Raw genomic sequence first — 24,774 nt, 5'->3', positions numbered from 1 at the left:
TCCGGAACGTCAGTCCTCGATCGCGGTGCCTTCGAGTTGTGGATCCTGCGTCGGTCGCAAGCGGAAATCCTCGACCGGGACGCCGCCGATGAGGTGCTGCTGGATGATCTGCTCGAGAACCGGCTCGGTGCAGGAGTGATACCATACGCCGTCGGGCCAGACGACGGCGATAGGTCCGGCAACGCAGATACGCAGGCAATCGGCCTTCGTGCGGGCGACCCCGCCGCGACCGTCGAGGCCGAGTTGCTTCAGGCGCTTCTTGAGGAATTTCCAGGCAGCCGCGCCCACTTCAGGTCGGCAACACTCACCCTTCTGCGGTTCGGCGCACAGGAAGATGTGGCTGGCGATACCCGTGCCGCCGGCCTTCGCCAGTGCATCGCGCGCCTTGGTGACGTCGGTCCGGCCGCTCATGCGCGCAGGGTCCAACGATCGCTGGACTTCACGAGGGCGGCAGGCATCGGAGCAGGGCCATCCGGTCCCACGGTCACGATTACCGCACGCGAGAATGCTATCGTGCGACTGGCTTGCGTCGCCAGTTTGACCAGCGTCTGGCTGGTCCGCCCGATCTGTTCGGCGGCGACGTGAATCTCGACGGGTTCGGAGTAAGACCCTTGGCCCAGGTATTCGATCGTCACGCTCGCGACCATCGAGCTTAGTCCGGCAAGCTGCGCGGTATAGTTGCTGGCACGATGGAAGCGGACGTGCGCCTCTTCCATCATCGAGGCCATGGCCACGTTGTTGATGTGCATGTTGACGTCGAGATCGCCGAACCGCGGCTCGATGCGGCAGGTGAACGGATAGCGTGCAGGGTTCAGAAACGCAGGATCGGGCTTTGCCATGGACGAAGAAGTAGGGTGCCGTCCGTGCTGCGTCCAGAGAGCGACATCGGATCTCCTCGTGCGGCGTCGCTTGCGATCAGGCTTTCTTGCCGACGATCCGTGCGATCTCTGCCGCGACCAGACGCTCGACCAGCGCAGGAAGGTTCTTGTCCAGCCAGTCGGTCAGGGCAGGGCGCAGCAGTTCGCGGGTGAGACCTTCCAGAGACGTTTCGCCCGAGCGGACGATCTGCGGAATCGCGCCCGGACCCGAGATCGCGGCCAGTGCGGCCAGCGAATCGCGCATAGCGGCGCGCGTGTTCTCGGTGAGCAGCGGGGCAGCGGTATCGGTGGCAGTGTCGGTTTCGCTCTCGCTCTCGACCGGCTCGCTGGCGACGGCCTCGGTCAGGTCGAGGACGTCATCATGGTCGTGAACCGCCTGCTCGGCCGGCGCCGCCGTCACCGGGTCTTCGCGGCGCGGCGCATCGAAGCCGACGCGGGCATCGCGCGCGATGACCTGCTTGATGGATGCCAGGATCTCTTCGACCGTGGGTTCGCCGTTCTGTTTCATGGCCGTGTTGCCCCTATTGCCCCTGCCGGTCTTTCCGCCCCGGTTGCCGGAGCGGTTACCCCCGTACCCGCATCGCCCGGCTGGATCGCGGGTGGCGGAACATCCGCCGCCGGTATGTCCGCAGCTTGCACCGGCGTGTCAACGGTGCGCGTCGCCTTTACGACCGGTGCCGGATCATCGTCGAAGTCGAAGATCTTGCCACGTACTCGTTTGTAATTGACTGCGGGATCGTACAGCACGCCGCCGTCGAGATTGAGGTCGCGGGCTTCCGCGCGGCCCATGGCGGCGAGCAGCGAGAAGCCGGCGACGTAAGCATTGCGCCGCGCGATGACGAGCTGGACTTGCGCGCGCAATCGCTCCTGTTCGGCATCAAGGATGTCGAGGATGGTGCGGTTGCCGACGCTGTTTTCGGCCTGGACGCCTTCGAGGCTGAGCGCGGCGGCATCGACCGCCGTCTGGTTCAGTGCGATCAGTTCGGTGGCGGCGATGTAGGACTGATAGGCCGAGCGCACCTGGGCGACGACGCCCCGCTCGGTGGCGACCTGGTTTTCCATCGTCGCGGAGGCATTGGCCTGCGCCTGCCGGCGTTGCGCCGCCGGGCGGCCGCCCTGGAAGATCGGGATCGACAGTTGTGCGCCGACCTGAGCCTGCTTGTCGGTCTGCGAAACGCCCACGACGCCGCTGGCGAGCGTGTTGAAATAGTTGTTGTAGGTGCCCGACGCGAACAGGCTGACCGTCGGCAGGCGGCCGGCTCCCGCCACGTCGATGTCGCTTTCGGCGGCCTTCACCCGTTCGCGTGCGCCGACCAGGTCGGGATTGTTGTCGAGAGCGTAGGTGACCGCGTCCGTCGCGTTTTCCGGCAGGTTGGGCAGCGGTGGCGGCGCTTCGAGATCCTCGGGCGCCTTGCCCACCAGCTGGATGTAGCGTTCGCGCGCGTTGGCGAGGTTAGCCTCGGACGTACGCAGGTCGCCGCGCGCGAGCGCCAGGCGCGACTGGCTTTGCGCCACGTCGGTGCGGGTGAGATCGCCGAACTGGAACCGGTCGCTGGTGGCCTGCAGGTTGGTGGAAAGCGCCGCCACGTTGCTGCGGTTCAGCCCGACGATCGCCTGGTTCTGGATCACGTCCATGTAGGCCGTCACGACCTGGTTGAAGAGCGATGATTCGGTGCCGCGCAGATCTGCCTGCCCGGCGCCGACCCGCAGCTTTGCCGCCTTGATCTGGTTCTTGACGCCCCCACCGGAGTAGATCGGGATGCTGAGGTCCGCACCGGCCGCACCGGCGCGCTGGGGCGCGTTGAACGAATTGACGCTGCGCTGGACGATCTCGGTATAGGACGCGGTGACGCCGAGGTTGGGCCGTCCCGCAGCCTTGGCAATCGGCACGTTCTCGTCGTTCGCGCGCTGCTGGGCCCGCGAGGATTCAAGCGTCGGGTTCGTCTGATACGCCTCGACCAGTGCCTGCGTCAGAGTGTCCGCCCGCGCCACGCCATGGCTCGCCATCGCGAGCGCCAGCGCCGCCAGACCTGCCCCATTGCGGATACCGGCACGCGTCGCGGACCGGACCACGATCAGAAACTCCAGCGTTTGGGAGCGCCGAATTGCGGAAGTATGGGAATGCCGATCTCGGCCAGCGGCAGCAGCGACACGTTGGTGCCTGACTTTTGCCCGATCGCGATACGGGTGACGCCGCGCAGGACCTGACCGGTGGAGATGCGGCCGCCTTCGGCCAGTCGGTCGACCAGTGCGTCGGGCAGCACTTCGATCGCGCCGTCGATCACGATCAGCGAGTAGTCGCCATCGCCGCGCTCCAGCGCCTCCGCAGGGGATAGCGCATCCAGCGAGCCGACCAGCGGGCGCAGCAAGGCTGCCAGATAGCCCGCACCATCGCCGACCAGCAGCGCCTTGTCCGACCGGATAGGCCGTGCTTCCGCCAGCAAGCGTCCCTGCACGATCGGCGCTGCAAGCATCCGTCCGTCACCCAGCGGTATCGCGCGATCGATATAGGCGGCCTCGCGCATGGAAGCAGGGACGAAATCCTCACGCGGGATCGTGCCCATGGCATCAAGGATCCACGGTTCGTTGACACCGCTGGTACGCAGCTGGCTGTCGATCATGGCCCGGCGTGCCGCGGCGCTGGTATCGCGCTGATCGTGGACGACGCGTTCCTCGGTAACCGTCATTGGCTTGGCTATTCCCTCATCGGCCCGTGACCTTGCCGGGCATCTGCGCTCGAAGCGCCTTCTAAGTCATGGTCCAGTCGTGGCCAAGCGCTTTGACGGACCCACCGTCACGCGACTATGGAATCGATCAAGACCGTATCAGGAGTGCAACGATCATGGCCGAAATGGTCACCATTCGCGAACAGGACCTTATCGAGAGCGTCGCCGACGCGCTGCAATACATCAGCTACTTCCATCCGATGGACTACATCCGCGCGTTGGGTGCCGCCTACGAGCGCGAGGAGAGCCCCGCCGCCAAGGACGCGATGGCGCAAGTGCTGGCCAACTCCAAGATGTGCGCACAGGGGCACCGGCCGATCTGCCAGGACACCGGGATCGTCAACGTGTTCCTGAAATGGGGTCAGAACTGCCGACTCGAAAGCGACATGTCGATGCAGGAAGTCGTCGATGAAGGCGTGCGCCGGGCGTACAACCACCCCGAGAACAAGCTGCGCGCCTCGATCGTCGCCGATCCCGCGTTTACCCGCCGCAACACCAAGGACAACACGCCTTGCGTGCTCAACGTCGAATTCGTGCCGGGCAATACCGTCTCGGTCGATGTGGCGGCAAAGGGTGGCGGCAGCGAGAACAAGTCCAAGTTCAAGATGATGAACCCCAGCGAATCGATCGTCGACTGGGTGATCGACATGATCCCGCAGATGGGCGCCGGCTGGTGCCCGCCCGGACAGATCGGCATCGGCATCGGCGGCACCGCCGAAAAGGCGATCCTGCTGGCCAAGGAGTCGCTCATGGAAGAGATCGACATCCACGAGATCAAGGAGCGCGGGCCCCAGACCGATACCGAGAAGCTGCGGCTGGAGATTTTCGAGAAGGTCAACGCGCTGGGCATCGGCGCGCAGGGGCTGGGCGGTCTCACCACCGTGCTCGACGTCAAGATCAAGGAGTGGCCGTGCCACGCGGCCGGCAAGCCGGTGGCGATGATCCCCAACTGTTCGGCGACGCGCCACGCGCACTTCACGCTCGACGGTTCGGGGCCGAGCTTCCTCGAGACGCCCAATCTCGACGAGTGGCCCGACGTCACCTGGACGCCCGACAAGGAAGCCAAGCGCGTCGATCTCGACACCCTGACGCCCGAGGAAGTGCAGAGCTGGAAGCATGGCGATCGCCTGCTGCTCAACGGCACGATGCTGACGGGGCGTGATGCCGCGCACAAGCGGATCAAGGACATGCTCGAGCGCGGCGAGGCGCTGCCCGTCGATTTTCGCGGCAAGGCGATCTACTATGTCGGCCCGGTCGATCCGGTGATGGGCGAAGTGGTCGGACCGGCAGGGCCGACGACCGCGACCCGGATGGACAGCTTCACCGACATGATGCTCGACCTTGGCCTGCTGGCGATGATCGGTAAGGCCGAGCGCGGGCAGGGCGCCACCGAAGTCATCGCCAAGCACAAGGTCGCCTACCTCATGGCGGTCGGCGGTGCGGCCTATCTGGTCGCCCGCGCGATCCGCGAAGCGCGCGTGGTCGGCTTCGAGGATCTGGGCATGGAAGCGATCTACGAGTTCACCGTGTCGGACATGCCGGTGACCGTAGCGGTCGATTCGCAAGGCAACAACGTGCACCAGCTCGCGCCGAAGATCTGGAAGGAGCGCATCGCGCGCGAAGCCGCGACCGTCTGATCATCGCGTTCCGAGGCGACACTCGCGGCGCCAGCGCCGGGGGTGTCGCCCGGGACCGTGGCGGATCGCCGCTTCGACCAACAATCGACCTGATCCGACCGGCGTACTGGCTTGCGCCCCGGCGTTCGCGCTACCATGATCGGCCATGACCGACCTCGCCCATCCTCGCGTACCGGCGCGCCTCGTGCTGGCTTCGCTTGCCGCGTTGTGGGCGTGCTATTTCACCGTCGCGACGCTACGCGGGATGTTGCTGGGCATCGATTTCGTCTGGCCGATCGTCTCGCGGCGGCTGACGATCTGCATCGTCTCGATGCTGGTGATGGCAGCGCTGTGGCCGCTGCTGCAGCTGTTCGACCGCAAATCGTTCACCACCCGGCTGCTGGTGGTGGTACTGGGCGCGCTTCCGGTCAGCCTGGCCTTGAGCCTGATCAACGAAGCCATCTTCGCCGACGTCGAGGTCGTCACCACCAGGCAGGATTCGACCGAGCGCACCGTGAGCATCTCTCACGATGCCGCCGGCAACATCCTGGTGGATCTGCCGCCCCCCGCTCCACCGGTCCCGCCAGTGCCGCCGGGCGCGACCCGCAGCGAGGCCCCGGCACCGCCGGCCGTGCCGACGATCACCCGCGAAAAGGGGGAACACACCATCACCATCCACTCGGGGGACAAGGACGCCGGCGCCGCCATGGAAGTGTCCGGCAAGGACAGCCATAACCGCTGGGTGCTGATCGCCGACACCGCGTTTGGTCGCTACTTCCTGGTCCTGGCCTGGGCCGCGTTCTATTTCGCGCTGGCGAAGACCGAGCAGGCACGCGCGGCGGAGCGGCGCGAGGGCGAATATCGCCGCGCCGCCGAACAGGCCGAGCTGCGGTCGTTGCGTTACCAGATCAACCCGCACTTCTTGTTCAACACGCTCAATTCGCTGTCGGCGCTGGTGATGGTGGGCCGGCACGACGATGCCGAGACGATGATCCAGACGCTGTCGACCTTCTATCGCCACACGCTGTCTGGCGATCCCACCAGCGACCTGTCGCTGGCCGACGAGATCGAACTGCAGAAGCTGTATCTCAAGATCGAGTCGGTCCGCTTCCCCGACCGGCTCAACTGTGAGATCGATGTCGCCGAGGATGTCGAGCGGGCGATGGTGCCGGGCATGATTCTGCAGCCGCTGGTCGAGAATTCGGTGAAGTACGCTGTCGCCGCCACCCAGGCGAAAGTCTCCATCGTCATCGCCGCGTGGCGCGAAGGCAGCCAGCTGGTGGTGACGGTCAGCGATGACGGACCGGGCACCGCGGTCGCCGGCACGCACAGCACCGGCATCGGCCTTGCCAACGTGCGCGATCGCCTGCGCGCCCGGTTCGGCACCAACGCCTCGTTGAAATTCGGCAGGCCGGCCAAGGGCGGCTTTCGCACCACCTTGCGGGTTCCCATGCAGGAGCAGCGCGATGACTGACCCATCCGTGCCTGACGCTGCTCCCTTGCGCGCGCTGATCGTCGACGACGAGCCACTGGCCGTCGAACGCTTGCAGATGATCTGCGCCCGGCTCGACGGCATCGCCGTGATCGGCACCGCTGGCGACGGCGAGGCCGGGTTGCGGCTGATCGACGCGCTGGCGCCCGACCTGGTGCTTCTCGACATGACGATGCCGTTGACCGACGGGCTGGGCGTGGCGCGCGCCTTGGGCACGCGGCCAAGCCCGCCCGCGGTGATCTTCGTGACCGCGCATGATGGCTTCGCGGTGGAGGCGTTCGATCTGGATGCGATAGACTACGTGCTCAAGCCGGTCTCGCCCGAGCGGCTGCAGCGCGCGGTGCAGCGGGTGGGATCACGGCGCTCCCGGTTCGTCGAGCCGGCGGAGACGCAGGCCGCGGCCGCAAGCCTGTGGTTGACCGAATTCTGGGTGCCGCATCGCTCCGAGTTGGTACGCATCGCCGCCAGCGACGTCGAACGCATCGATGCCGAGCGCGACTATGTCCGGCTTCACGTCGGTGGCGCGCTGGGTGCGCAGAGTTTCCTGCTGTTGCAAACGATCACCGGGCTCGAACAGCGGCTCGACCCGGCGCGCTTCATCCGCATCCATCGCAGCTGCATCCTGCGCCGGGACGCGATCACGGGATTGCGCCACGAAGGACTGGGCGTGTGGTCGGCGGAACTGGCCGACGGTACCGCGCTGCGCATCGGCCGGACCTACTTGCCCGCCGTCAAGAAGATGACCGGTCGCTGAGATCGCGGCAGAGCGCCGGCACACAAAAAGGCGGGCCCTGGTGAGGGGCCCGCCAGTCGGTCTCCATGGTTTCTTGTAGGGACGCCGTGAAAGGGGATCAGCCGCCGCGCTGGATATCGCCGAGGATCGTGGCCATGGCGTTGCGCGCACGCACTTTCGCCTGGCGATAGCATTCGACGGTCGATCGCGCGGGCAGGCGGGTTCCGGTTATCGTCTCGTCGTAACCGCACGCTTCGCGCGCCGCGACGTCCAGGCGTCGGGCCAGCTTGCTCTGGCCGGCAGGGGTGGCGAGGTCGAGATCCTTGTAGCGCACCGAAACCTCGCTTGCGAGCACCGGGCTCGCAGCGGCGAGCGTGGCGGCGGCGGCAGCGGCAACGAACAGGGCGGTCTTGAGCATCTTGGGTTCCTTTGCAGTGGCGCCGGCCTGGAGTGAGGCGGCCCGTTGACCCGGATGTGCGCCGATCGAACCTTGCCCGCATCGCCGGCTCGACGGCGGCACGGTCGGGATCGACCAGCGCCACCATGACGGCACCAACGACTTCGGGGATCGACGAACGGCATGGCCGGGCGCGCTGTCGGTCGCGCGGGAGACGGGCGGGCGTGTGTGGCCCATCAACGAAAAAGGCGGGCCACCGGGGCCCGCCATCGTGATCTGCGACGAAGCGCATATTCAGCCGCCGAGGCGGTCGTTCCGCAGGCGCATGGCCATCTCGGCATGCGCTTTCGTACGGGCCTGGCGATAGCAGGTCATTGCATCATGGCTTGGCAGGCCTTGTCCGTCGCGCAAATCGCAGGCGATTTTGGCGGCGCGGTTGATGCGGTGGGTGAAGGCCTTCTGACCCTTGGCGGTGGCAAGGTCGAGATCGCCGTAACGCACCACCACATCCTTGGCGAGGACGGGCGCCGAAGTGGCGACGGTAGCAAGGGCAGCGGCGGCGGCGAACAGAACGGTTTTGATCATCGTACTTCTCCGGTTTGATGAGCCGGGTGAACGGTGCGTCGGGCGGCTCGATGCGTGGCTTTTGCCTATCGCCGCGCAGGCCCGCCTGCCTCGCTCGACCGCCGCCTTGCCGGCATCGACCGGCGTTGACGCTGCCCGACGAACGACGTGTCCGCCCGACCAGCGCCGAACGGCCCGACCCTGCCGTCCGCTCGAACGGACATGGCGCATTCGCGTATGGCCAGGCCTGCCCCGCCGACCTACATTGGGGGGACAGATGGCTATCGTGATCGTCTTCATCCTGGGAATCGCCAACTTCGCGCTGCACCGCGCGGTGCTGGAGAGCGATCATCCGCTGGTCGACTCACTGCCCGCCATGTTCCGGTTGCTGGGCGGCCGGATGAGCCTGGTGGTCGAATTCGCCATGCTGCTGGGGGCGATGTGGATGGTCTCGGCCGGATCGGCGGGCTGGGCGCTGGCCTATGTCGGCTACAGCGCCATGAACGGACTGGCGGCCTGGCTTATTCTTTCCGGACGCGCGTGACAGGGGAACCTAGTTTCCCCGGTCCTGTTCTGCGGGAATGAGCATGGAAAACCCTGCGCCGTCAGCGGCGACTTCGGCATCGGTCGGCCCCGCCAAGGCGGCCCGGCTTTGGCTGGTTCGCAACGAGGCCAGCGGCAGCAACGACGAAGCGGCGTTGACGGCCCTGCGCGATGCCTTGTCGACGGCCGGGATCGCCTTGCTGGGGGAAACCTGCTTCCCGTGTGATGAGCCGCCGTCAGTCGCCGACCTCGATGCCAAGGGGGCCGATACGATCGCTATTTTCGCGGGCGACGGCACGATCAGCTCGATCGTCGCCACGCTTTCGGGCTGGCAGGGTACGGTGCTGCCGCTTCCCGGTGGCACGATGAACATGCTGGCCCGGCGCCTGCACGGCGATGCCACTGCGCCTGAGATCATCGCCCGGTTCGATGGCGGCATCATCAGGCGCGTACGTCCCACCGTTCTGCGTTCACGCCATGCGACCGGGCTGACCGGGGCGCTCGCCGGGCCCGGAACCGCGTGGGCCGACGTGCGCGAGGCGATGCGCGCGCCCAATATCAAGGAGCTGATGGATACTGCGGGAGAGGCCATTTCCTCATCGGCGGGCGGATCCAAGGTGGTCTGCCGCGACAGCGATTGCGGCCGCGACGAGGGCTATACCGCGATCACCCTGACGCCGCGGGATGATGGTATCGAGGGCGCGGGGTATTACACCGAATCGCTGATCGACTTCGCCCGGCATGGGTTCGCCCTGCTTCAGCGCGACTTCCGCAACGGACCCAACGAATCGCTTGGGCGTCACGACGTGATCCATATCGCCAGCACCGATGGCGAGCCGATGGGTTTGCTGATCGACGGCGAATCGTACCAGGGCGCGGCGGAAGAGGAGTTCGAGCTGGCTCAGAGCGATGTCGATTTCTGGGCGACCGCGGATGCATCGTGAGGCGAGCGAGATGAACGACACGATCGCCCGGCGTCCCATCAAGCTGTTCCACGTCAGCGACATCCACTTCGGCCTCGAGGATCCCGCCGCGCTTGCCTGGGTCGAGGATTGCATCGGCGCGGAGCGGCCCGATGCGGTGGCGGTGACCGGCGACCTCACCATGCGGGCCCGGCATCGCGAATTCGTCGCCGCGTGCAAATGGATCGGGTCGCTCGACGTTCCGGTGACGGTGGAGATCGGCAATCATGACATGCCGTACTTCAATCCCATCGAACGCTTCCTCGACCCATACAAGCGCTTCCGCAGCATCGAGGCGGTGCTCGAGCGCGAACTTGACCTTGGTGGAGTAGCGCTTGTGCCGCTCAAGACCACGGCGCGGGCGCAGTGGCGGACCAACTGGTCGCGCGGCTGGATCACCCGCCCGGCGCTGGCCAAGACGCTCGCTCTGATCGACGCGCTGCCGCCGGGCACGCGAGTGCTCGTCACCGCGCATCATCCGCTGGTCGAAGTGAATTCGCGCGGAAACGTCCTGACCAAGCGTGGCAAGCTGGCGCTGGAGGAACTCGCCAAGCGCAAGGTCCTCGGGGTCCTGACGGGTCATGTCCACGATCCGTTCGACCTGATCGAGCAGACCGCCTTCGGTCCTGTACGGATGATCGGCGCGGGAACGCTGTCGAAGCGGGTACGCTCCACGCCTCCAAGCTTCAATCAGATCACAATCGACGGCGACAAGGTGCAAGTGGAAGCCCGCAATCTGCAACGGGTGCCGACACCCGACATGCAGATCGACGATGTGCCCGAGAACGCGCTGCCGCCGCGCACGCCGGGCGAACCGGTCTCGCCGATCGCCGCCGTGCCGGCGCAGGATCCGCCAGTACATTAAGCGGCTGACAGTATGTTCGTCTGGAGAGCGGGCATGCGAATGTGCCCGCCGGCGAGCGCGGGGTTACGCCAAGGGAAACACACGGCGGACGTTGCGGCCGGCGCGGGGTACCTGGCGCGACAGGCTTGGCTCGCGTTCCATCTTGCGACCGGCTGACGGGGGAAGCGCGTAAGCGGACCGCCAGCTCGACCTTCTTGTCATGCGAGGCCCGGGCGGCGAAAGGTTCGCAGAACACCGCCGGTTTGAACGATCGGGAGAGCCTGCGGGCGTGCCGCCGGTATGCCGATCGTTGGCAATCGCATCGGGTGCAGGCGCCCGTCTGTGAAGCGCCGGCCGCACGGTGCGGGGTGGTGTCGAACAAGGCCCTGTCCGCCCGCACCCGCCATTTACCGGATCAGGCCGAGACCTGCTCCAGTGCTGCAGCATATAACCGATACGGTTCATATAGTCAAGATCGTTGTGTCATGCTGATGGGCAAAAGCAGAAAGGGCCCGTGGTTTCCCACGAGCCCTCCCAATCGTGACCGTCGCCACGAAACTGGAATTTGAAATCAGCGCTTCGAGAACTGGAAGCTCTTGCGCGCCTTGGCACGGCCATACTTCTTGCGCTCGACCACGCGACTGTCGCGGGTTAGGAAGCCGGCGGACTTCACCGCGGCGCGCAGCAGCGGCTCGTACTTGCTGAGAGCCTGGGCGATGCCATGCTTCACGGCGCCGGCCTGACCCGACAGGCCACCACCCTTGACGGTGGCGACGATGTCGTACTGATCGACACGATCGGTGATCTGGAAGGTCTGCGCGATAACCAGACGCAGGGTCGGGCGGGCGAAGTACACAGCCTGATCACGGCCATTGACGGTGATCTTGCCGCTGCCGGGCTTGAGCCAGACGCGCGCAACGGCGTCCTTGCGGCGACCGGTCGCATAGGCGCGGCCCTGCTTGTCGATTTCCTGCGGGCGGATCGGCGCGGCCGGACCGGTGCGAACCTTGGGCGCTTCAGGCGCTGCGTCCTCGGTGCTGAGCGGCGCGTTGGCGGTCAGCTCGGCGAGGTCGGACAGGCTCTGGACGGAATTTTCGGTGTCGGACATTACGCACCCACCTTGTTCTTGCGGTTCATGGATGCAACGTCGAGCGGCTGGGGCTGGGTGCCCGCATGCGGATGCTCGGTGCCGCCATAGACATGCAGTGCACGCATCTGGTCACGGCCAAGCGGTCCGCGTGGGACCATACGCTCGACGGCCTTTTCCAGCACGCGCTCGGGGAAACGACCGGCGAGGACCTTGTCCGCGGTGATTTCCTTGATGCCACCGATGTAGCCGGTGTGCTTGTAATAGGTCTGCTGCTTCAGCTTGTTGCCGGTGAAGCGCACCTTCTCGGCGTTGATCACGACGACGTGATCGCCGCAATCGACGTGCGGAGTATAGCTGGGCTTGTGCTTGCCGCGCAGCAGATCGGCGATGATCACGGCGACCCGGCCGACGACCAGACCCTCGGCATCGATCAGATGCCAGTTCTTCTCCACCTCGGCCGGCTTGATCGACCGGGTGACCTTCGTAAGCGCCTTCATGGCTGGTCTTATCCCTATGACTGTGTCGCGCCGCCGGCTGTCGGAAGCGCGAGAAGGCGGCCCAATCGTTCAGATCCGTCGCAGAGTCAAGGATTGCGCGGGTTTGCCGAGAGGTAAAATAATACCGTTGATGCTAATGCATCGTGGCGCGGGCGTAAAATGCCGCTCAGGGCCGGACCGCGACGGCGGGGTTGTTGCTGGCGCGCTCGATCGCCTTGGTGATGTCCTTCACGAACCGCGAATGGCGCACACCGAACAGAAAAGTGTTCTGGATCAACGTGCCCAGCCACCGACAGGGCCGCTTGATCTGGATCAGCAGGACGTAGCGATCCTCATCGGTCTCGTTCCAGACCTCGTGATTGAACATGTCGTCGAACAGGAAGGACTGGCCATCCGCCCAGGTGAGCACATGAAGCGTGTCGGGGCCTTCGAGGTGCATGCGGCATCGGTCACGCTCGGCCGGGGCCCTGAGCGCCAGGTGGTAGGTCAGCATGCCCTTGGTCATGCCCCAGTGACGAGGGATGTGGCCGCCGGCTTCGAGGACCGAGAAGTTGGCGGTGACCAGTCCGGGCACACGCTCGATCGCGGCGGCGGTGATCGGCGCCCGCGCACCGTTTATGGCCAGGCGATAGCCGTAGCCTTTCAGGAAAAAGGCCCGCCAGCGACGGTCGGCGGCGATCCTGCCATGATCGAAGGAGAGATCGCCCAGCGAAGGAATGTCCTCTGCCCGGATGCGCAAGGCCTCGTCACGGATCGCCTGCCAGTTGTGTTCCAGCTCGGCGATCCACGGGAAGAAGGCCTTGTCCTGCACGGCCGCGTCGGGGATCCGGGAGTTGCGCATGATCACGCGATCGATCTTGGGGCGCAGGTCCTTGCCGATCTGGAACAGCGACTTGTTGACGAACGGCACCTTCCATCCGCGTGCGCTTACGGTCTTCTGCCAGTTCAATGCCGCCTCCACTTGCGCCATTTGCCGGCTGCACTGGGGCGCCGGCGGTCTCGACCTAGGTCGTTACATTCAATGCGGCGCATGGCCAAGCCCAACCCAAAGCGGATCCGCGGCCCTACCGCTGCGCCCGCGCAGGCCTGCGGCCCAGGGCATGCGCACCCCACACGGTGGCGCACAGCAGCAGCGCGCCGACAAGCTGGTGCGCCACCGCGATCCACAGCGTGACGCCCGACCAGACGGTGAAGATGCCCAGCAGGATCTGCGTGCCGAACGCGGCATGGATGGCGACCGAAATCGGCCGATGCTTGGCCTTGATCCGTCGCGCCAGCACGATCAGCGCGACCACCGCAGCCCAGGCCCACCAGCGATGGAAGAAGTGGACGAAGTAGGGATCGCTGAACGGCACCAGCGCCGGCTCTACCCCATCCGGGAAGACGCGGCCCTGCATGAGCGGCCAGGCATCCCAGTTGCCCCAGCCCGCACCGGCGACGACGCCCGCGCGCATTCCGGCCAGCAACGCGCCGAAGAACAGCTGCACCGCCACCAGCGCCAGCGCCACGGTGCCGATGCCGGCAAGCCGGGCGCGTGGCTCCCCGCGCTTGAGCGCCAGCAGGTCCAGCGCGGTCCACACCAGGCCGGCCAGCGTTGTCAATGCCACCAGCAGATGCGCCGCGAGGCGAAAGTGGCTGACCTTCACGTCGTTGACGATGCCCGACGACACCATCCACCAGCCGACGGCGCCCTGCAGGGCACCCAGCGCCAGCAAGGCGAGCAGGCGCGGCTTGTAGCCGCCCGGGATCGTACCCTTGAACCAGAACCAGGCCAGTGGCGCGGCAAAGGCCAGCCCGATCACGCGCGCCAGCAGGCGATGCAGCCATTCCCAGAAGTAGATGAACTTGTAGGTCGCCAGCGTCATGCCGGCAGGTCCGTTGACCTGGGTGTATTGCGGCGTGCGCTGATAGGCGGCGAATTCATCTTGCCATTGCCCCTGGGTCAACGGGGGCAGGGCGCCGGTGACCGGCTTCCATTCGACGATCGACACGCCGGATTCGGTCAGACGGGTGATCCCGCCGATCACCACAATCGCCAGGATCATCAGCGCCACGATCGTCAGCCAGCGCACCATCGGCACGATATCGTCGCTGGTGCCAAGGATCGGTTTTCCGGAAACATTCCTCATGGCTGGCGTCCCTGCTCCCACGCCAGACGTTTCGCAAGCCGTGCGGCGAGGAACTGTTTTTGCCCATGTGGGTTGTCGGATGATACAACATCACATATCTGGAACCCCATGCACCGCGCACTCACCTCGATTCGTAGCCGGATGGACGGCCTGGGCGTGGTCCTATCGGGCTTGTGCGCCGTCCATTGCGTGCTCGGCGTTGTGCTGGTCGGCGTGCTCGGGCTGGGCGGACAAGTGCTGCTCGCCCCCGAAATCCACCGCTATGGACTGGCGCTGGCGGTGGTGATCGGCGGCATATCGCTGGGTTTCGGCGCCTTGCGGCACGGCCGCTTGGAGCCACTGGTGCTTGGCGCCGCGGGGCTTTCGCTGATGGCCGCGGCGCTGTTCGTCGGACATGGCCTGCCCGAAGCGGTGTTGACGATCTGTGGGGTCTCGCTGGTCGCCGCGGCCCACATCCGCAACTTGCACAAGCCGGGTTGAGCGTTATCTGGCGCAGCATGACCGTTCAACTGCAGCTCACCGTCAACGGCGACCCCCGCCGCATCGCGCCTGGCGCAACCATCTCCGATCTGGTGGCAAGCCTCGATCTCGATCCGAACAAGGTCGCGGTCGAACGCAATGCCGTGATCGTTCCGCGCTCCACGCTGGCGCAAGTTGCGCTGGCCGATGGCGATACGCTGGAGATCGTGCATTTCGTCGGTGGTGGCGATGCGCCGCTCGCGCCTGCGGACACCTGGACCGTGGCCGGTCGTACTTTTCGTTCGCGGCTGATCGTCGGCACCGGCAAGTACAAGGATTTCGCCCAGAACGCCGCCGCGCTGGAAGCCAGCGGCGCCGAGATCGTCACCGTGGCGGTGCGCCGGGTCAACGTGTCCGATCGCAATGCGCCGATGCTGACCGACTTCATCGATCCCAAGAAAGTCACATACCTGCCCAACACCGCGGGCTGCTTCAACGCGGACGATGCGATCCGCACGCTGCGCCTGGCGCGCGAGGCGGGCGGCTGGGATTTGGTGAAGCTGGAAGTGCTGGGAGAAGCGCGCACGCTCTATCCCAACATGCGCGAGACGCTGCTGGCGACCGAAGTGCTGGCCAAGGAAGGCTTCCTGCCGATGGTCTATTGCGTCGACGATCCGATCGCGGCCAAGCAGCTCGAGGATGCCGGCGCCGTCGCGGTGATGCCGCTGGGCGCGCCGATCGGTTCGGGGCTGGGTATCCAGAACCGTGTCACCATCCGCCTCATCGTCGAGGGTGCGAGCGTGCCGGTGCTGGTGGATGCGGGTGTCGGTACCGCGTCCGACGCGGCCGTGGCGATGGAACTGGGCTGTGACGGTGTGCTGATGAACACCGCCATCGCCGAGGCCAAGGATCCGATTCGCATGGCCCGCGCGATGCGGCTGGCCGTGGAAGCGGGGCGCGAGGCCTACCGTTCCGGCCGGATGGCGACCCGCAAGTATGCGGATCCTTCCAGCCCGCTGGCAGGCCTGATCTGATCTAGGTCTTCGCGCGTCCCCGTCGCAGGACGGGGAAGGGCGCTTTAGCGCATGACCTTGCGCTCTTCCTCACGCATGGAGTCTTCGCGCACGCGCTTTGCGCTGTCTTGCGACACGCGATCCAGCCTGCGATCGCGATTGCGATACTGGAACGTGCCATAGATCAGCGCGAGGCCCAGGATGATCGGGCCACCGATGATGAGGAATCCCCAAAGATATTCCATGTCTTCTCTCCACTTGCGGGTGGCAAAAGGTGTGGAGATTCAAATCTTTCAGCGGCGAGTTCGTTCCGACGTGTCCATTGGGGCCAACTGCCGCGCGCCCAGGTGATTGGCCGCGAGGCCTGTCCGAGCCAAGGGCATCAACCCGGATCCGCCGCTCTACACGCGATAGAGCGCGTCCAGCCGATCGCCATAGCGGGCCTTGATTTTGTGACGGCGGATCTTGAGGCTGGGGGTCATTTCCTCGTTCTCGATCCCGAACGGTTCGTCGGCCAAGGCGAAGCGGCGTACCTTCTCGATCACCGACAGCTCAATGTTGACCCGATCGATCGCGGTGCGGATCGCAGTGCTGAAGGCCGGATCGGCGTGTAGGGCGCCGGCGGCGACGCCGTTGGCCTTGGCCCAGCCGTCCGCCCATTCGGCGTCCGGAACGATCAGCCCGACCACGTAGGGTCGCCGGTCGCCCGTCACCATGGCCTGGCCGATCTCGGGCTGGAGCGTCAGCATCGATTCGACCTTCTGGGGCGAGACGTTGTCGCCCTTGTCGTTGACGATCATGTCCTTCTTGCGGTCGGTGATGCGGATGCGGCCTCTGGCGTCGAACTCGCCGATGTCGCCGGTGTGCAGCCAGCCGTCCTGCAGCACCGCCTCGCTGGCGGGCTGGTTGTCCCAATAGCCCTGCATGACCAGCTCGCCGCCGACGAGGATCTCGCCATCGTCGGCGATGCGCACCTGCACGCCGGGAAGCGGCGGGCCGACGGTGTCCATCGCGATCCCGGCGGCGGGGCGGTTGCAGCTGATCACAGGGCCTGATTCGGTCTGGCCGTAGCCTTGCAGCAGGGTGATGCCGATCGCGTCGAAGAAGTTGCCGATTTCGGGGTTGAGCGGGGCGCCGCCCGATACCAGCGCCTTCAACCGCCCGCCGAACTTGGCGCGGATCTTGGGGCGCAAGGTCGGCGCCAGCAGCAGGTCGAGCGCGCGATCGATCAGCGCGGGCTTGCCGGAAGCCTTGCGGTTGGCCATCGCCACGGCCTTGCCCATCAGCCACTTGGCGGCGCCGCCCTGCTTTTCGGCCTGCTTGATGATGCGCGTGCGGAGGACCTCGAACAGGCGCGGCACCACCACCATCAGCGTGGGGCGGGTCTCCTCGATGTTGGCGGCGAGCTTTTCCAGGCTTTCGGCATAGAAGATCTGGCCGCCCAGCCCGATCGGCACGAACTGCCCGGCGGTATGCTCGTAGGCGTGGCTGAGCGGCAGGAACGAGAGCATCGCCTCGTCGTCGGTCCAGCCGAAATCCTCGTCGATCACCTGGACGGTGCCGGCCATGTTCATCAGAATCATGCCGTGATGCTGGCGCACGCCGCGCGGGGCGCCGCCCGTGCCGCTGGTGTAGATGATGCAGGCGAGGTCCGCGCGGCCGATGGTGGCGATCCGCGCGTCGACGGCCTTGCGCGCCGCAACGGCATCGCCCTGCGTGAACGTCGCCCAGTCGTGCACGGTGAACTTGTTCTGGCCGGCGCGCAGTGGCTCCAGGCTGATGACGTGATCGCAGCAGTCGCTTTTCACTACCGCCGGCAGCAGCGCGCCCGCGAGCTTGGCGGTTGAGACGATCACCGCGCGCACGCCGGCGTTCTGCAGGACGTGGAGGTGATCGCGCGTGGTGTTGGTGGTGTAGGCGGGAACGGTGATGCAGCCGGCGGCCATGATCGCGAGGTCGGCGATGCACCATTCGGGGCGGTTTTCCGAGACGATCATCACCCGCGCGCCGGGCTTCAGGCCCAGCTGCCGCAGATGCTGGGCCATCAGGCAAACCCGCCTCGCGGTCTCGTTCCAGCTTATCGCCCGCCATTCGCCGTCATGCTTGTGGCGCAGGAACGGCTTGTCGCCCAGCGCGTCGGCGCGCGACAGGAACATCGCGACGAGGTTCGGCGCTTGCGCCATGTCGCTGAGCTGCAGGCCGGCCGGCATCGGGAATATCCTCTCGAGACGTTACTCGTGTGCGCCGTTCAATTCGTTCGCGCGCCGCTCGATTACCGTGACAGCCCCGGTCGTGTCCATCGCCACGCCCTCGCTGCGCGGATCGGCGGCACCGACCCACGTTCCACCCACGACCTCTATCGCATTGGCCTTCAGTCCCAGCGGCGCGATCCGCAGCGTTTCGCCCAGCGCCAGCAGCTGCGGCAGCATGGGTTCCAGGTCGCTGCCCTGCTCGATCACGCCGGCCTTGGTACCCGGCGCATAGACCAGCCCCATCGCGATCGCGTCCTGCGCGCTCATGTTCCAGTCGAGCACGCCGATCAGCGCCTTGGCGATCTGGCAGATGATGGTCGAGCCGCCCGCAGCGCCGATCGCAAGCCGTACCGAGCCGTCGGGGCCATAGACGATCGTCGGCGCCATCGAGCTGCGCGGTCGCTTGCCGCCTTCGACGCGGTTTACGACCAGATAGCCGTCCTTGGCCGGGCCTGCGTCGAAGTCGGGCAGTTCGTTGTTGAGCATGTAGCCGTCGACCGCGATGCCCGAGCCGAAGTAGCCGTTGATCGTGGTGGTGACCGAAACCACTTCGCCGTGACCATCCGCGACGGCCAAATCCGTGGTGCCCGGATCGTCCTTGAACGGCGCGCGCTGGCGCGGCGGGGCACCGGCGGGCTGGCCCGGCTCTATGGTGGCGAGACTGCTGTCCTGGCGGATCAGCGCGGAGCGAGCGGCGAGATAGGCCGGATCGAGAAGTCCGGCGACCGGAACGCGGACGTAGTCCGGGTCGGCGACATACGTGTCGCGATCGGCGTAGGCGAGGCGTTCCGATTCGGCGAGCAAGTGCCAGGCCACGGGCGAGTTGCGCCCCAGCTTGCCCATGTCGAACCGCTCCAGCTGCTTGAGGATCATCAGCACGGTGATTCCCCCCGAAGACGGCGGACCCATCCCGCAGATCTTGTACACGCGGTACATCGCGCAGACCGGCTGACGATCCTTCGCCTTGTACGAGGTCACGTCGGATGCGGTCATCGGCGAGGGGCGTGGTGTCGCGGTCGCGAGCGCGGTGGCGATGCGTCGGGCCGACTCGCCATGATAGAACGGCGCGGCCCCTTCGCTGGCGATCCGCTCGAACGTCTTGGCCAGTTCGGGCACGCGCATGGTTATGCCGGTCGCCACCGGGTTGCCGAAGGGGAAATAGGTCTGTTGCGCCCAGCCCGTCATGTGGCGGCCATAGAGGTCAAGCCCGTTGTGCATCCGCGCCGAGACGACGAAGCCGTCCCGCGCCAGGCGGATGGCGGGCTGGAACAGGTCGGCCCAGGGCAGCTTGCCGAAGCGGGCGTGGGCCGATGCCATCGTCGCCAGCGATCCCGGCACCCCGGCGCTGCGCGCGCCGGTGTAGATCTGGCCCCCCGCAAGCGGCTTGCCATTGGGGCCAAGGAACCAGTCGGGCCGCGCGGCCCGCGGCGCGGTCTCGCGCCCATCGATGGTGGTCAGCGCGCCGGCCTTGTCGCTGCGAACATAGAAGGTGCCGCCCCCGATCCCGGAGTTCTGCGGCTCGACCACGTTGAGCGCCAGCATCGTGGCGATCGCGGCATCGGTGGCGCTGCCGCCCTTGCGCAGGATCTCGACCCCGGCGGCGGCGGCGCGCGGGTCGGCGGCGCTGACGATACCGGGTTGCGCCGGCGTCGCCTTTGCGGCGTCCACGCGGTCCGATGGCGAGCCGGTGGTGATCGGCGCCGTCGTCGCGGCGCAGGCGGGAAGCAGGACTGCGGCAGCAAGCGCCAGCAGCCGGGCGGGAGTGTGTCGTGGATTCATCAGGCCCAGCCGTTATTCGCTTCCGATCGCCTCGGCAATGGAAGCGAAGCCATCACGCCGCATCAGCCGGTGGAGCCCGTCGCATATAGCGCGCGCGATACCGGGGCCTTCGAACACCATCGCCGAATAGACCTGCACGAGGCTCGCGCCCGCCTGGATGCGCTGCCAGGCGTCTTCCGCGCTCGCGATCCCGCCGACGCCGATCAAGGGCATGGCGCCGCCGGTCGCCTTGCGAAAGTCGCGCAGCCGCTGCAGCGCCACTTGCCTGAGCGGCGCGCCCGACAGGCCACCCGTCTCGCCCGCATGACGCGATCGCAGGGCCGGTCTGGCGATCGTGGTGTTGGAGACGATCAGCGCATCGATATTGCGCTCGATCGCGACGCTGGCGATGTCGTCGATGTCCACCGGCTCGAGATCGGGGGCGACCTTGAGGAACACCGGCACCGCGCTGCCCAGATTGGTGCGCTCCTCGATCACGGCGTCGAGCAGTTCCTCGAGCGCCACCTTGTCCTGCAGGGCACGCAGGCCGGGCGTGTTGGGTGACGATATGTTGATCGTCACGTAATCGGCCAGCGGCGCCATGGCGCGAAACGCCACCTGGTAGTCGAGCACGCGGTCCGCCGAATCCTTGTTGGCGCCGATGTTGATGCCGACGATCCCGGATTCGCGCCGGCGTTTCGCCAGGCGCTTCGCCGCCGCTGCCACGCCGCCGTTGTTGAAGCCCATCCGGTTGATGACCGCCTGATCCTCGACCAGGCGGAACAGGCGCGGGCGCGGGTTGCCCGCTTGGGGACGCGGCGTCAGCGTGCCGACTTCGACCGAACCGAAGCCCAGTCCAAGCAGGCCGGCGGCGGCGCGCGCATCCTTGTCGAAGCCGGCGGCCATGCCGACCGGGTTGGGAAAGGCGAGCCCGGCAACATTCACGGCCAGGCTGACGCACTGTGCCGGCGCCTTGCGGCTGGGCGCCATCGCCAGCGATCGCAGGGCCAGAGTGTGGGCCACTTCGGGCTCGAGCCGAAAAAGCAGCGGGCGGATGGTTGAGAAATAAGACACAGGCAGGCGCTTAACCGAAATGTAACCTCTGGCTCAATCGGGATACGTAGGTTTCACTGGATTTCTGGCCTCCAGACAGGTGTGTCAAAAAGGACCGCGTGTCCCCATATTTCTCGTCGATGTCGCAATTTTACAATTAAACCCCTCGTCCGGTGCATAGGGAGGCGGTGCGACCCGAAGGGCTCTGTGCCATCTGGCATTCGAGTTCTTTTACACTTAGCGGTTTCCCGCCCTCGTGCGGGAAACCGCTTTTTTGTGCCTGCGAAGATTTCGTTTCCTATGCGACTGGCGTCGGTGGCGGGCTGTCCCGCAGGGGCCCATTGAAACTGGCCGCTCTTTGCACTAATTCAAACCGGAGAAGATCGCTCCGATTTACGGAGTGCTATCCGGGTAGCCTTATTATGCGCTTGTCCAGCATGGCCGATTACGCGGTTGTCGTGATGTCTGCCGCCGCGCGGCATTGCGGCGGTGCGCGCGTTTCGGCGGTGCAGCTGGCGCAGGAGACGGGCTTGCCGACACCGACCGTGCAGAAGCTGGTCAGTTGCCTCGCCGGCGCCGGCCTGCTGCGATCGTCGCGTGGCGTCGGCGGCGGGTTGCAGCTGGCACGTCCGGCCGCGGCGATCACCGTCGCGGACATCGTCGAGGCGGTGGAGGGTCCGATCGCGCTCACCGCCTGCATCGAGGGTGGCAAGCACGAATGCACCCTGGAAGGCGCCTGCACGGTAAGGCCGCACTGGCCACTGGTGAACGAGGCCATGCGCGGTGCTCTCGCCGGGGTCACGCTGACCCGCCTGGTCCAGGCCGCGCCACCCGCTGCGATACCGGCCGCTTCGATACCGGCCGATCCGATGCCCATCACCCCCTCGCCCGAGTACGTTGCATGAACGAACAAGTCGCCCTCAAGGATGCCGACCGCCTCGATCCGGTCGTGCGCGATCAGGCCGCCCACGATGCGGCCGCGCGCGTTGCCGACTACGAGCATGGCTGGTCGAGCGAGATCGAGCAGGAATTCGCGCCCAAGGGCCTGTCCGAAGAGACGGTGCGCTTCATCTCGGCCAAGAAGAACGAGCCGGAGTGGATGCTGGATTGGCGGCTGAAGGCCTATGCCAAGTGGCTGACGATGACTCCGCCGGACTGGGCCAAGCTCAACGTGCCGCCGATCGACTACCAGGAATCGTACTACTACGCCGCGCCCAAGAAGAAGGAGCTGCTCGGCTCCCTCGACGAGGTCGACCCCGAGATCCTGCGCATCTACGAGAAGCTGGGCATCCCGATCGAGGAGCAGAAGATGCTCGCCGGGGTCGAGGGATCGCGCAAGGTCGCGGTGGACGCGGTGTTCGATTCGGTCTCGGTCGCCACCACCTTCCGCGCTGAGCTGGAATCGGCGGGCGTGATCTTCCGCTCGATCTCCGAGGCGATCCGCGAGTACCCGGAGATGGTGAAGAAGTGGCTGGGGCGCGTGGTCCCGGTGCACGACAATTACTTCGCGACTTTGAATTGCGCGGTCTTTTCGGACGGCACCTTCGTCTACATCCCCGAGGGCGTGCGTTGCCCGATGGAGCTGTCGACCTATTTCCGCATCAACGCCGAGAACACCGGCCAGTTCGAGCGCACGCTGATCATCGCCGAGAAGGGCTCCTACGTCTCGTACCTGGAGGGCTGCACCGCCCCGATGCGTGACGAGAACCAGCTTCACGCCGCCGTGGTCGAGCTGGTCGCGATGGAAGATGCCGAGATCAAGTATTCGACGGTGCAGAACTGGTACCCCGGCAACGCCGAGGGTCTGGGCGGCATCTACAACTTCGTGACCAAGCGCGGCCTGTGCCAGGGCGCGCGCAGCAAGATCAGTTGGACCCAGGTCGAAACCGGCAGCGCGATCACCTGGAAGTATCCCAGCTGCGTGCTGAACGGCGAGGATTCAGTAGGCGAATTCTACTCGGTCGCGGTGACCAACAACCATCAGCAGGCCGACACCGGCACCAAGATGATCCACAACGGCAAGGGCAGCCGATCGACGATCATCTCGAAGGGCATCTCGGCCGGCAAATCGAACAACACCTATCGCGGCCTCGTCCGCGTGGGCGCCAATGCCGACAACGTGCGCAACTTCACCCAGTGCGATTCGCTGCTGCTCGGCAAGGAATGCGGCGCCCACACCGTGCCCTACATCGAGGTGCGCAACCCGACCGCGCAGATCGAGCATGAGGCGACCACCAGCAAGATCAGCGACGACCAACTGTTCTATGCGCAGCAGCGCGGGCTCGACACCGAATCGGCGGTGGCGCTGATCGTCAACGGCTTCGCCAAGGAAGTGCTGCAGCAGCTGCCGATGGAGTTCGCGGTCGAGGCGCAGAAGCTGCTGGGCATCTCGCTCGAAGGGAGCGTCGGGTGATCGGGTTCGCAATCATGGCTGCGGCTGCGGCAGCGGCTTCGACGCCCGCTGCCACCATCCCCGCTCCCTACCTCGGCGAGTGGACGACCGATCAGTCGGTCGCATGTGGCGACGAGGATACGAACGGCGTGCGTATCGATCCGCACAACATCGCGTTCTACGAAGCGGGCGGCGTGGTTCGCAGCGTTTCGGAAGGATCCAAGGGTGCTTCGGCGACGGTTGATTTCACGGGCGAAGGCCGAAAGTGGACCGAAGCCGTGCGATTGCGTCCACTTCCTGGCAAGCGGCTGGAACTGACGGCGCTTGGCCAAACCTACACTTATCAGCGCTGCCGGGAAGCGAATCCCCAATGACGATTGAACGCAAGACCCTGGGAGTGAGCCAGGACGCTACAGCCAAGGCAGACCCAAAGGCAGGCTTTGCCGCGACCGGCGCGCGCCTCGACAAGCTGAAGGATCGCGCTCGCGCACAGCGCCGTGCGCCCACGCCCGCGCAGTCGGCGCTTTGGCAGCACATAGGCGAATCGAAGCTGGGCGGCATCAAGTTCACCCGGCAGACGATCGTCGGCTCGACGCTGGTCGATTTCGCCTGCCCTTCGCGCTGGCTGGTGGTCGTGCTCTCGCCCGAGGGCCTGACGGCCGAGGTCGAGGCGCTGCAGGACAAGAAGCTGACCGACGTCGGCGTGCGGGTGCTGCGTTACGCCGAAAGCGCGGTGCTGGACGATCCCGAAAGCGTCGCCAAATCGATCAGTGTCGAGGTGAACAAACCTTTCACCAAGCCAGGCGCGCGCCGGGAGGCGCCGCGCCGCGACGGACCGCCGCGTTCAAGCTATGGCGCGCGGCCACCCCGCCGCGATGCCGGCGGTGGTCGTGGAGGCTATCGCGGATGATGGTCGCGCTGCTCCTGGCGCTATCGACGCCGGCCGAGATCGCGGCGTGGGATGGCTTGCCGATCCCCGACGCGATCGGGGTGCCGGCGGCCAATTATATCACCTGCATCAGCGGCGGGACTTTGGATGACATCGCTGCGGGCACGACCTCGGCTGCGAACGATCGGCGGCAGGCCATGGACCTGACCCTCGAGGATTGCCGCCATGAGCGCACCCAGGCGGCCGAGGCGATGAACGCCAGGATGGCGCAAGTGCCCGGCTGGACCGATCCGGAAATCCGCGCCGCCAAGGTTGAGCGGATCCTGTCCTCCGCCGAGCAACGCGTCGGCTTCATAGCCACGAACCCGGCCGGTTTTCAGGCGATGGTCGCGGCCATGCGGCAATGCCGCGCCGCCGGTGACAACAATTGCGAAGACAAGGCGGCGGCGCATTTGCCCGCGCAATCGAAAGCGAATTGAGAGTTCCC

Annotated in this window: 28 protein-coding genes; 13 read left to right on the top strand and 15 right to left on the bottom strand. The window is 66.1% G+C overall.

Translation table 11 applies throughout. From position 1 onward, the window contains the following. Nucleotides 1-9: 9 nt before the first annotated feature. The 5 genes from ACXJ1Z_RS07730 to ACXJ1Z_RS07710 form a co-directional block, all read right to left on the bottom strand. Nucleotides 10-411 carry a (2Fe-2S) ferredoxin domain-containing protein gene (locus ACXJ1Z_RS07730; RefSeq protein WP_463780798.1) on the bottom strand — a complete coding sequence of 134 codons (402 nt, stop codon included), beginning with the start codon at nt 409-411 and terminating at the stop codon, nt 10-12. Further along, a complete protein-coding gene (locus ACXJ1Z_RS07725; RefSeq protein WP_463780797.1) occupies nt 408-839 on the bottom strand; it encodes an acyl-CoA thioesterase in 432 nt (143 codons plus the stop codon). Before ACXJ1Z_RS07725 ends, ACXJ1Z_RS07730 begins: the two co-directional genes overlap by 4 nt. Before the next feature lie 76 nt (nt 840-915). Further along, nucleotides 916-1,386 (bottom strand): DUF2497 domain-containing protein, encoded by a 471-nt coding sequence (locus tag ACXJ1Z_RS07720; protein WP_463780795.1) that lies wholly within the window; start codon nt 1,384-1,386, stop codon nt 916-918. Next, a complete protein-coding gene (locus ACXJ1Z_RS07715) occupies nt 1,383-2,885 on the bottom strand; it encodes a TolC family outer membrane protein (RefSeq protein ID WP_463781195.1) in 1,503 nt (500 codons plus the stop codon). Before ACXJ1Z_RS07715 ends, ACXJ1Z_RS07720 begins: the two co-directional genes overlap by 4 nt. Nucleotides 2,886-2,953: 68 nt before the next feature. Next, nucleotides 2,954-3,565 (bottom strand): protein-L-isoaspartate O-methyltransferase family protein, encoded by a 612-nt coding sequence (locus ACXJ1Z_RS07710; RefSeq protein WP_463780794.1) that lies wholly within the window; start codon nt 3,563-3,565, stop codon nt 2,954-2,956. Between the two features lie 155 nt (nt 3,566-3,720). Here ACXJ1Z_RS07710 and ACXJ1Z_RS07705 point away from each other — a divergent pair, with 155 nt between their 5' ends. From ACXJ1Z_RS07705 to ACXJ1Z_RS07695, 3 genes are all read left to right on the top strand, one after another. Then, on the top strand, nt 3,721-5,241 hold the full coding sequence (locus tag ACXJ1Z_RS07705; protein ID WP_463780793.1) for a fumarate hydratase: 1,521 nt from the start codon (nt 3,721-3,723) through the stop codon (nt 5,239-5,241). 145 nt (nt 5,242-5,386) lie between these two features. Next, entirely contained in the window at nt 5,387-6,694 is a 1,308-nt protein-coding gene (locus tag ACXJ1Z_RS07700; RefSeq protein ID WP_463780792.1) for a sensor histidine kinase, read from the top strand. After that, nucleotides 6,687-7,466 (top strand): LytR/AlgR family response regulator transcription factor, encoded by a 780-nt coding sequence (locus ACXJ1Z_RS07695; protein WP_463780791.1) that lies wholly within the window; start codon nt 6,687-6,689, stop codon nt 7,464-7,466. The genes ACXJ1Z_RS07700 and ACXJ1Z_RS07695 overlap by 8 nt, the downstream gene beginning before the upstream one ends. Before the next feature lie 97 nt (nt 7,467-7,563). On the opposite strand, the gene ACXJ1Z_RS07690 is transcribed toward ACXJ1Z_RS07695, so the two are convergent. Together ACXJ1Z_RS07690 and ACXJ1Z_RS07685 are read right to left on the bottom strand one after the other, a co-directional pair. Beyond that, nucleotides 7,564-7,863, bottom strand: a complete 300-nt coding sequence (locus ACXJ1Z_RS07690) for a UrcA family protein (RefSeq protein WP_463780789.1) — start codon at nt 7,861-7,863, stop codon at nt 7,564-7,566. 273 nt (nt 7,864-8,136) lie between these two features. Beyond that, nucleotides 8,137-8,427, bottom strand: coding sequence for a UrcA family protein (locus ACXJ1Z_RS07685; protein ID WP_463780787.1), 291 nt, complete (start codon nt 8,425-8,427; stop codon nt 8,137-8,139). A gap of 256 nt (nt 8,428-8,683) precedes the next feature. Between ACXJ1Z_RS07685 and ACXJ1Z_RS07680 the strand changes: the two genes are divergently transcribed. The 3 genes from ACXJ1Z_RS07680 to ACXJ1Z_RS07670 are packed head-to-tail and all read left to right on the top strand — an operon-like array spanning nt 8,684 to nt 10,776. Beyond that, nucleotides 8,684-8,950: a hypothetical protein gene (locus ACXJ1Z_RS07680; RefSeq protein WP_463780786.1), complete on the top strand. Its 267-nt coding sequence runs from the start codon at nt 8,684-8,686 to the stop codon at nt 8,948-8,950. Between the two features lie 43 nt (nt 8,951-8,993). After that, nucleotides 8,994-9,893: a diacylglycerol kinase family protein gene (locus ACXJ1Z_RS07675; RefSeq protein ID WP_463780785.1), complete on the top strand. Its 900-nt coding sequence runs from the start codon at nt 8,994-8,996 to the stop codon at nt 9,891-9,893. Nucleotides 9,894-9,903: 10 nt separating this feature from the next. Continuing rightward, complete coding sequence (locus tag ACXJ1Z_RS07670; RefSeq protein WP_463780783.1) at nt 9,904-10,776, top strand: metallophosphoesterase family protein; 873 nt, start codon at nt 9,904-9,906, stop codon at nt 10,774-10,776. 550 nt (nt 10,777-11,326) lie between these two features. Here the strand turns inward: ACXJ1Z_RS07670 and rpsI are convergent. The 4 genes from rpsI to ACXJ1Z_RS07650 all read right to left on the bottom strand — a co-directional run bounded on the left by rpsI (nt 11,327) and on the right by ACXJ1Z_RS07650 (nt 14,471). Next, nucleotides 11,327-11,863: a 30S ribosomal protein S9 gene (gene rpsI / locus ACXJ1Z_RS07665; RefSeq protein WP_463780782.1), complete on the bottom strand. Its 537-nt coding sequence runs from the start codon at nt 11,861-11,863 to the stop codon at nt 11,327-11,329. Then, nucleotides 11,863-12,342: a 50S ribosomal protein L13 gene (rplM, locus tag ACXJ1Z_RS07660; protein ID WP_463780780.1), complete on the bottom strand. Its 480-nt coding sequence runs from the start codon at nt 12,340-12,342 to the stop codon at nt 11,863-11,865. Before rplM ends, rpsI begins: the two co-directional genes overlap by 1 nt. A 166-nt stretch (nt 12,343-12,508) precedes the next feature. Then, nucleotides 12,509-13,312 (bottom strand): aspartyl/asparaginyl beta-hydroxylase domain-containing protein, encoded by an 804-nt coding sequence (locus ACXJ1Z_RS07655; protein ID WP_463780779.1) that lies wholly within the window; start codon nt 13,310-13,312, stop codon nt 12,509-12,511. 94 nt (nt 13,313-13,406) lie between these two features. After that, complete coding sequence (locus ACXJ1Z_RS07650) at nt 13,407-14,471, bottom strand: COX15/CtaA family protein (protein WP_463780777.1); 1,065 nt, start codon at nt 14,469-14,471, stop codon at nt 13,407-13,409. Between the two features lie 108 nt (nt 14,472-14,579). Between ACXJ1Z_RS07650 and ACXJ1Z_RS07645 the strand changes: the two genes are divergently transcribed. Further along, nucleotides 14,580-14,951 carry a MerC domain-containing protein gene (locus ACXJ1Z_RS07645; RefSeq protein ID WP_463780776.1) on the top strand — a complete coding sequence of 124 codons (372 nt, stop codon included), beginning with the start codon at nt 14,580-14,582 and terminating at the stop codon, nt 14,949-14,951. Nucleotides 14,952-14,968: 17 nt separating this feature from the next. Then, nucleotides 14,969-15,964: a sulfur carrier protein ThiS gene (gene thiS, locus ACXJ1Z_RS07640; RefSeq protein ID WP_463780774.1), complete on the top strand. Its 996-nt coding sequence runs from the start codon at nt 14,969-14,971 to the stop codon at nt 15,962-15,964. 44 nt (nt 15,965-16,008) lie between these two features. Here the strand turns inward: thiS and ACXJ1Z_RS07635 are convergent, their stop codons facing one another. From ACXJ1Z_RS07635 to ACXJ1Z_RS07620, 4 genes are all read right to left on the bottom strand, one after another. After that, nucleotides 16,009-16,188 (bottom strand): hypothetical protein, encoded by a 180-nt coding sequence (locus ACXJ1Z_RS07635; protein ID WP_463780773.1) that lies wholly within the window; start codon nt 16,186-16,188, stop codon nt 16,009-16,011. Nucleotides 16,189-16,344: 156 nt separating this feature from the next. Next, the gene (locus ACXJ1Z_RS07630; protein WP_463780772.1) at nt 16,345-18,153 is read right to left on the bottom strand and encodes an AMP-dependent synthetase/ligase; all 1,809 of its coding nucleotides are present in this window, start codon (nt 18,151-18,153) and stop codon (nt 16,345-16,347) included. Nucleotides 18,154-18,174: 21 nt separating this feature from the next. Continuing rightward, nucleotides 18,175-19,974 (bottom strand): gamma-glutamyltransferase, encoded by a 1,800-nt coding sequence (gene ggt, locus ACXJ1Z_RS07625; RefSeq protein ID WP_463780770.1) that lies wholly within the window; start codon nt 19,972-19,974, stop codon nt 18,175-18,177. A 12-nt stretch (nt 19,975-19,986) separates the two neighbouring features. Beyond that, complete coding sequence (locus tag ACXJ1Z_RS07620; protein ID WP_463780769.1) at nt 19,987-21,027, bottom strand: quinone-dependent dihydroorotate dehydrogenase; 1,041 nt, start codon at nt 21,025-21,027, stop codon at nt 19,987-19,989. Nucleotides 21,028-21,428: 401 nt separating this feature from the next. On the opposite strand from ACXJ1Z_RS07620, the gene ACXJ1Z_RS07615 reads away from it, so the two are divergent. The 5 genes from ACXJ1Z_RS07615 to ACXJ1Z_RS07595 are packed head-to-tail and all read left to right on the top strand — an operon-like array spanning nt 21,429 to nt 24,766. After that, complete coding sequence (locus ACXJ1Z_RS07615) at nt 21,429-21,911, top strand: SUF system Fe-S cluster assembly regulator (RefSeq protein WP_463780767.1); 483 nt, start codon at nt 21,429-21,431, stop codon at nt 21,909-21,911. Further along, nucleotides 21,908-23,419, top strand: a complete 1,512-nt coding sequence (gene sufB / locus ACXJ1Z_RS07610; protein WP_463780766.1) for a Fe-S cluster assembly protein SufB — start codon at nt 21,908-21,910, stop codon at nt 23,417-23,419. The genes ACXJ1Z_RS07615 and sufB overlap by 4 nt, the downstream gene beginning before the upstream one ends. Next, nucleotides 23,416-23,772 (top strand): hypothetical protein, encoded by a 357-nt coding sequence (locus tag ACXJ1Z_RS07605; RefSeq protein ID WP_463780764.1) that lies wholly within the window; start codon nt 23,416-23,418, stop codon nt 23,770-23,772. The genes sufB and ACXJ1Z_RS07605 overlap by 4 nt, the downstream gene beginning before the upstream one ends. Beyond that, on the top strand, nt 23,769-24,308 hold the full coding sequence (locus tag ACXJ1Z_RS07600) for an endonuclease domain-containing protein (protein WP_463780762.1): 540 nt from the start codon (nt 23,769-23,771) through the stop codon (nt 24,306-24,308). Before ACXJ1Z_RS07605 ends, ACXJ1Z_RS07600 begins: the two co-directional genes overlap by 4 nt. Then, complete coding sequence (locus tag ACXJ1Z_RS07595; protein WP_463780761.1) at nt 24,305-24,766, top strand: hypothetical protein; 462 nt, start codon at nt 24,305-24,307, stop codon at nt 24,764-24,766. The genes ACXJ1Z_RS07600 and ACXJ1Z_RS07595 overlap by 4 nt, the downstream gene beginning before the upstream one ends. Nucleotides 24,767-24,774 lie beyond the last annotated feature (8 nt).

It is taken from the genome of Novosphingobium sp. TK46, from assembly GCF_055361525.1.
Note: the sequence above shows the minus strand (reverse complement) of the source record. Positions and strands in the feature narration are given on the sequence as shown.

Excerpts from the sequence above, each read along its gene's own strand:
- ACXJ1Z_RS07700 (WP_463780792.1), top strand. The coding sequence starts at position 5,387 with ATGACCGACCTCGCCCATCCTCGCGTACCGGCGCGCCTCGTGCTGGCT.
- ACXJ1Z_RS07675 (WP_463780785.1), top strand. The coding sequence starts at position 8,994 with ATGGAAAACCCTGCGCCGTCAGCGGCGACTTCGGCATCGGTCGGCCCC.
- ACXJ1Z_RS07690 (WP_463780789.1), bottom strand. The coding sequence starts at position 7,863 with ATGCTCAAGACCGCCCTGTTCGTTGCCGCTGCCGCCGCCGCCACGCTC.
- ACXJ1Z_RS07685 (WP_463780787.1), bottom strand. The coding sequence starts at position 8,427 with ATGATCAAAACCGTTCTGTTCGCCGCCGCCGCTGCCCTTGCTACCGTC.
- sufB (WP_463780766.1), top strand. The coding sequence starts at position 21,908 with ATGAACGAACAAGTCGCCCTCAAGGATGCCGACCGCCTCGATCCGGTC.
- ACXJ1Z_RS07630 (WP_463780772.1), bottom strand. The coding sequence starts at position 18,153 with ATGCCGGCCGGCCTGCAGCTCAGCGACATGGCGCAAGCGCCGAACCTC.
- ACXJ1Z_RS07635 (WP_463780773.1), bottom strand. The coding sequence starts at position 16,188 with ATGGAATATCTTTGGGGATTCCTCATCATCGGTGGCCCGATCATCCTG.
- rpsI (WP_463780782.1), bottom strand. The coding sequence starts at position 11,863 with ATGTCCGACACCGAAAATTCCGTCCAGAGCCTGTCCGACCTCGCCGAG.
- ACXJ1Z_RS07730 (WP_463780798.1), bottom strand. The coding sequence starts at position 411 with ATGAGCGGCCGGACCGACGTCACCAAGGCGCGCGATGCACTGGCGAAG.
- ACXJ1Z_RS07720 (WP_463780795.1), bottom strand. The coding sequence starts at position 1,386 with ATGAAACAGAACGGCGAACCCACGGTCGAAGAGATCCTGGCATCCATC.
- ACXJ1Z_RS07645 (WP_463780776.1), top strand. The coding sequence starts at position 14,580 with ATGCACCGCGCACTCACCTCGATTCGTAGCCGGATGGACGGCCTGGGC.
- ACXJ1Z_RS07705 (WP_463780793.1), top strand. The coding sequence starts at position 3,721 with ATGGCCGAAATGGTCACCATTCGCGAACAGGACCTTATCGAGAGCGTC.
- ACXJ1Z_RS07670 (WP_463780783.1), top strand. The coding sequence starts at position 9,904 with ATGAACGACACGATCGCCCGGCGTCCCATCAAGCTGTTCCACGTCAGC.
- ggt (WP_463780770.1), bottom strand. The coding sequence starts at position 19,974 with ATGAATCCACGACACACTCCCGCCCGGCTGCTGGCGCTTGCTGCCGCA.
- ACXJ1Z_RS07725 (WP_463780797.1), bottom strand. The coding sequence starts at position 839 with ATGGCAAAGCCCGATCCTGCGTTTCTGAACCCTGCACGCTATCCGTTC.
- ACXJ1Z_RS07595 (WP_463780761.1), top strand. The coding sequence starts at position 24,305 with ATGATGGTCGCGCTGCTCCTGGCGCTATCGACGCCGGCCGAGATCGCG.
- ACXJ1Z_RS07695 (WP_463780791.1), top strand. The coding sequence starts at position 6,687 with ATGACTGACCCATCCGTGCCTGACGCTGCTCCCTTGCGCGCGCTGATC.
- ACXJ1Z_RS07600 (WP_463780762.1), top strand. The coding sequence starts at position 23,769 with ATGACGATTGAACGCAAGACCCTGGGAGTGAGCCAGGACGCTACAGCC.
- ACXJ1Z_RS07650 (WP_463780777.1), bottom strand. The coding sequence starts at position 14,471 with ATGAGGAATGTTTCCGGAAAACCGATCCTTGGCACCAGCGACGATATC.
- ACXJ1Z_RS07655 (WP_463780779.1), bottom strand. The coding sequence starts at position 13,312 with ATGGCGCAAGTGGAGGCGGCATTGAACTGGCAGAAGACCGTAAGCGCA.
- thiS (WP_463780774.1), top strand. The coding sequence starts at position 14,969 with ATGACCGTTCAACTGCAGCTCACCGTCAACGGCGACCCCCGCCGCATC.
- rplM (WP_463780780.1), bottom strand. The coding sequence starts at position 12,342 with ATGAAGGCGCTTACGAAGGTCACCCGGTCGATCAAGCCGGCCGAGGTG.
- ACXJ1Z_RS07710 (WP_463780794.1), bottom strand. The coding sequence starts at position 3,565 with ATGACGGTTACCGAGGAACGCGTCGTCCACGATCAGCGCGATACCAGC.
- ACXJ1Z_RS07680 (WP_463780786.1), top strand. The coding sequence starts at position 8,684 with ATGGCTATCGTGATCGTCTTCATCCTGGGAATCGCCAACTTCGCGCTG.
- ACXJ1Z_RS07615 (WP_463780767.1), top strand. The coding sequence starts at position 21,429 with ATGCGCTTGTCCAGCATGGCCGATTACGCGGTTGTCGTGATGTCTGCC.
- ACXJ1Z_RS07715 (WP_463781195.1), bottom strand. The coding sequence starts at position 2,885 with ATGGCGAGCCATGGCGTGGCGCGGGCGGACACTCTGACGCAGGCACTG.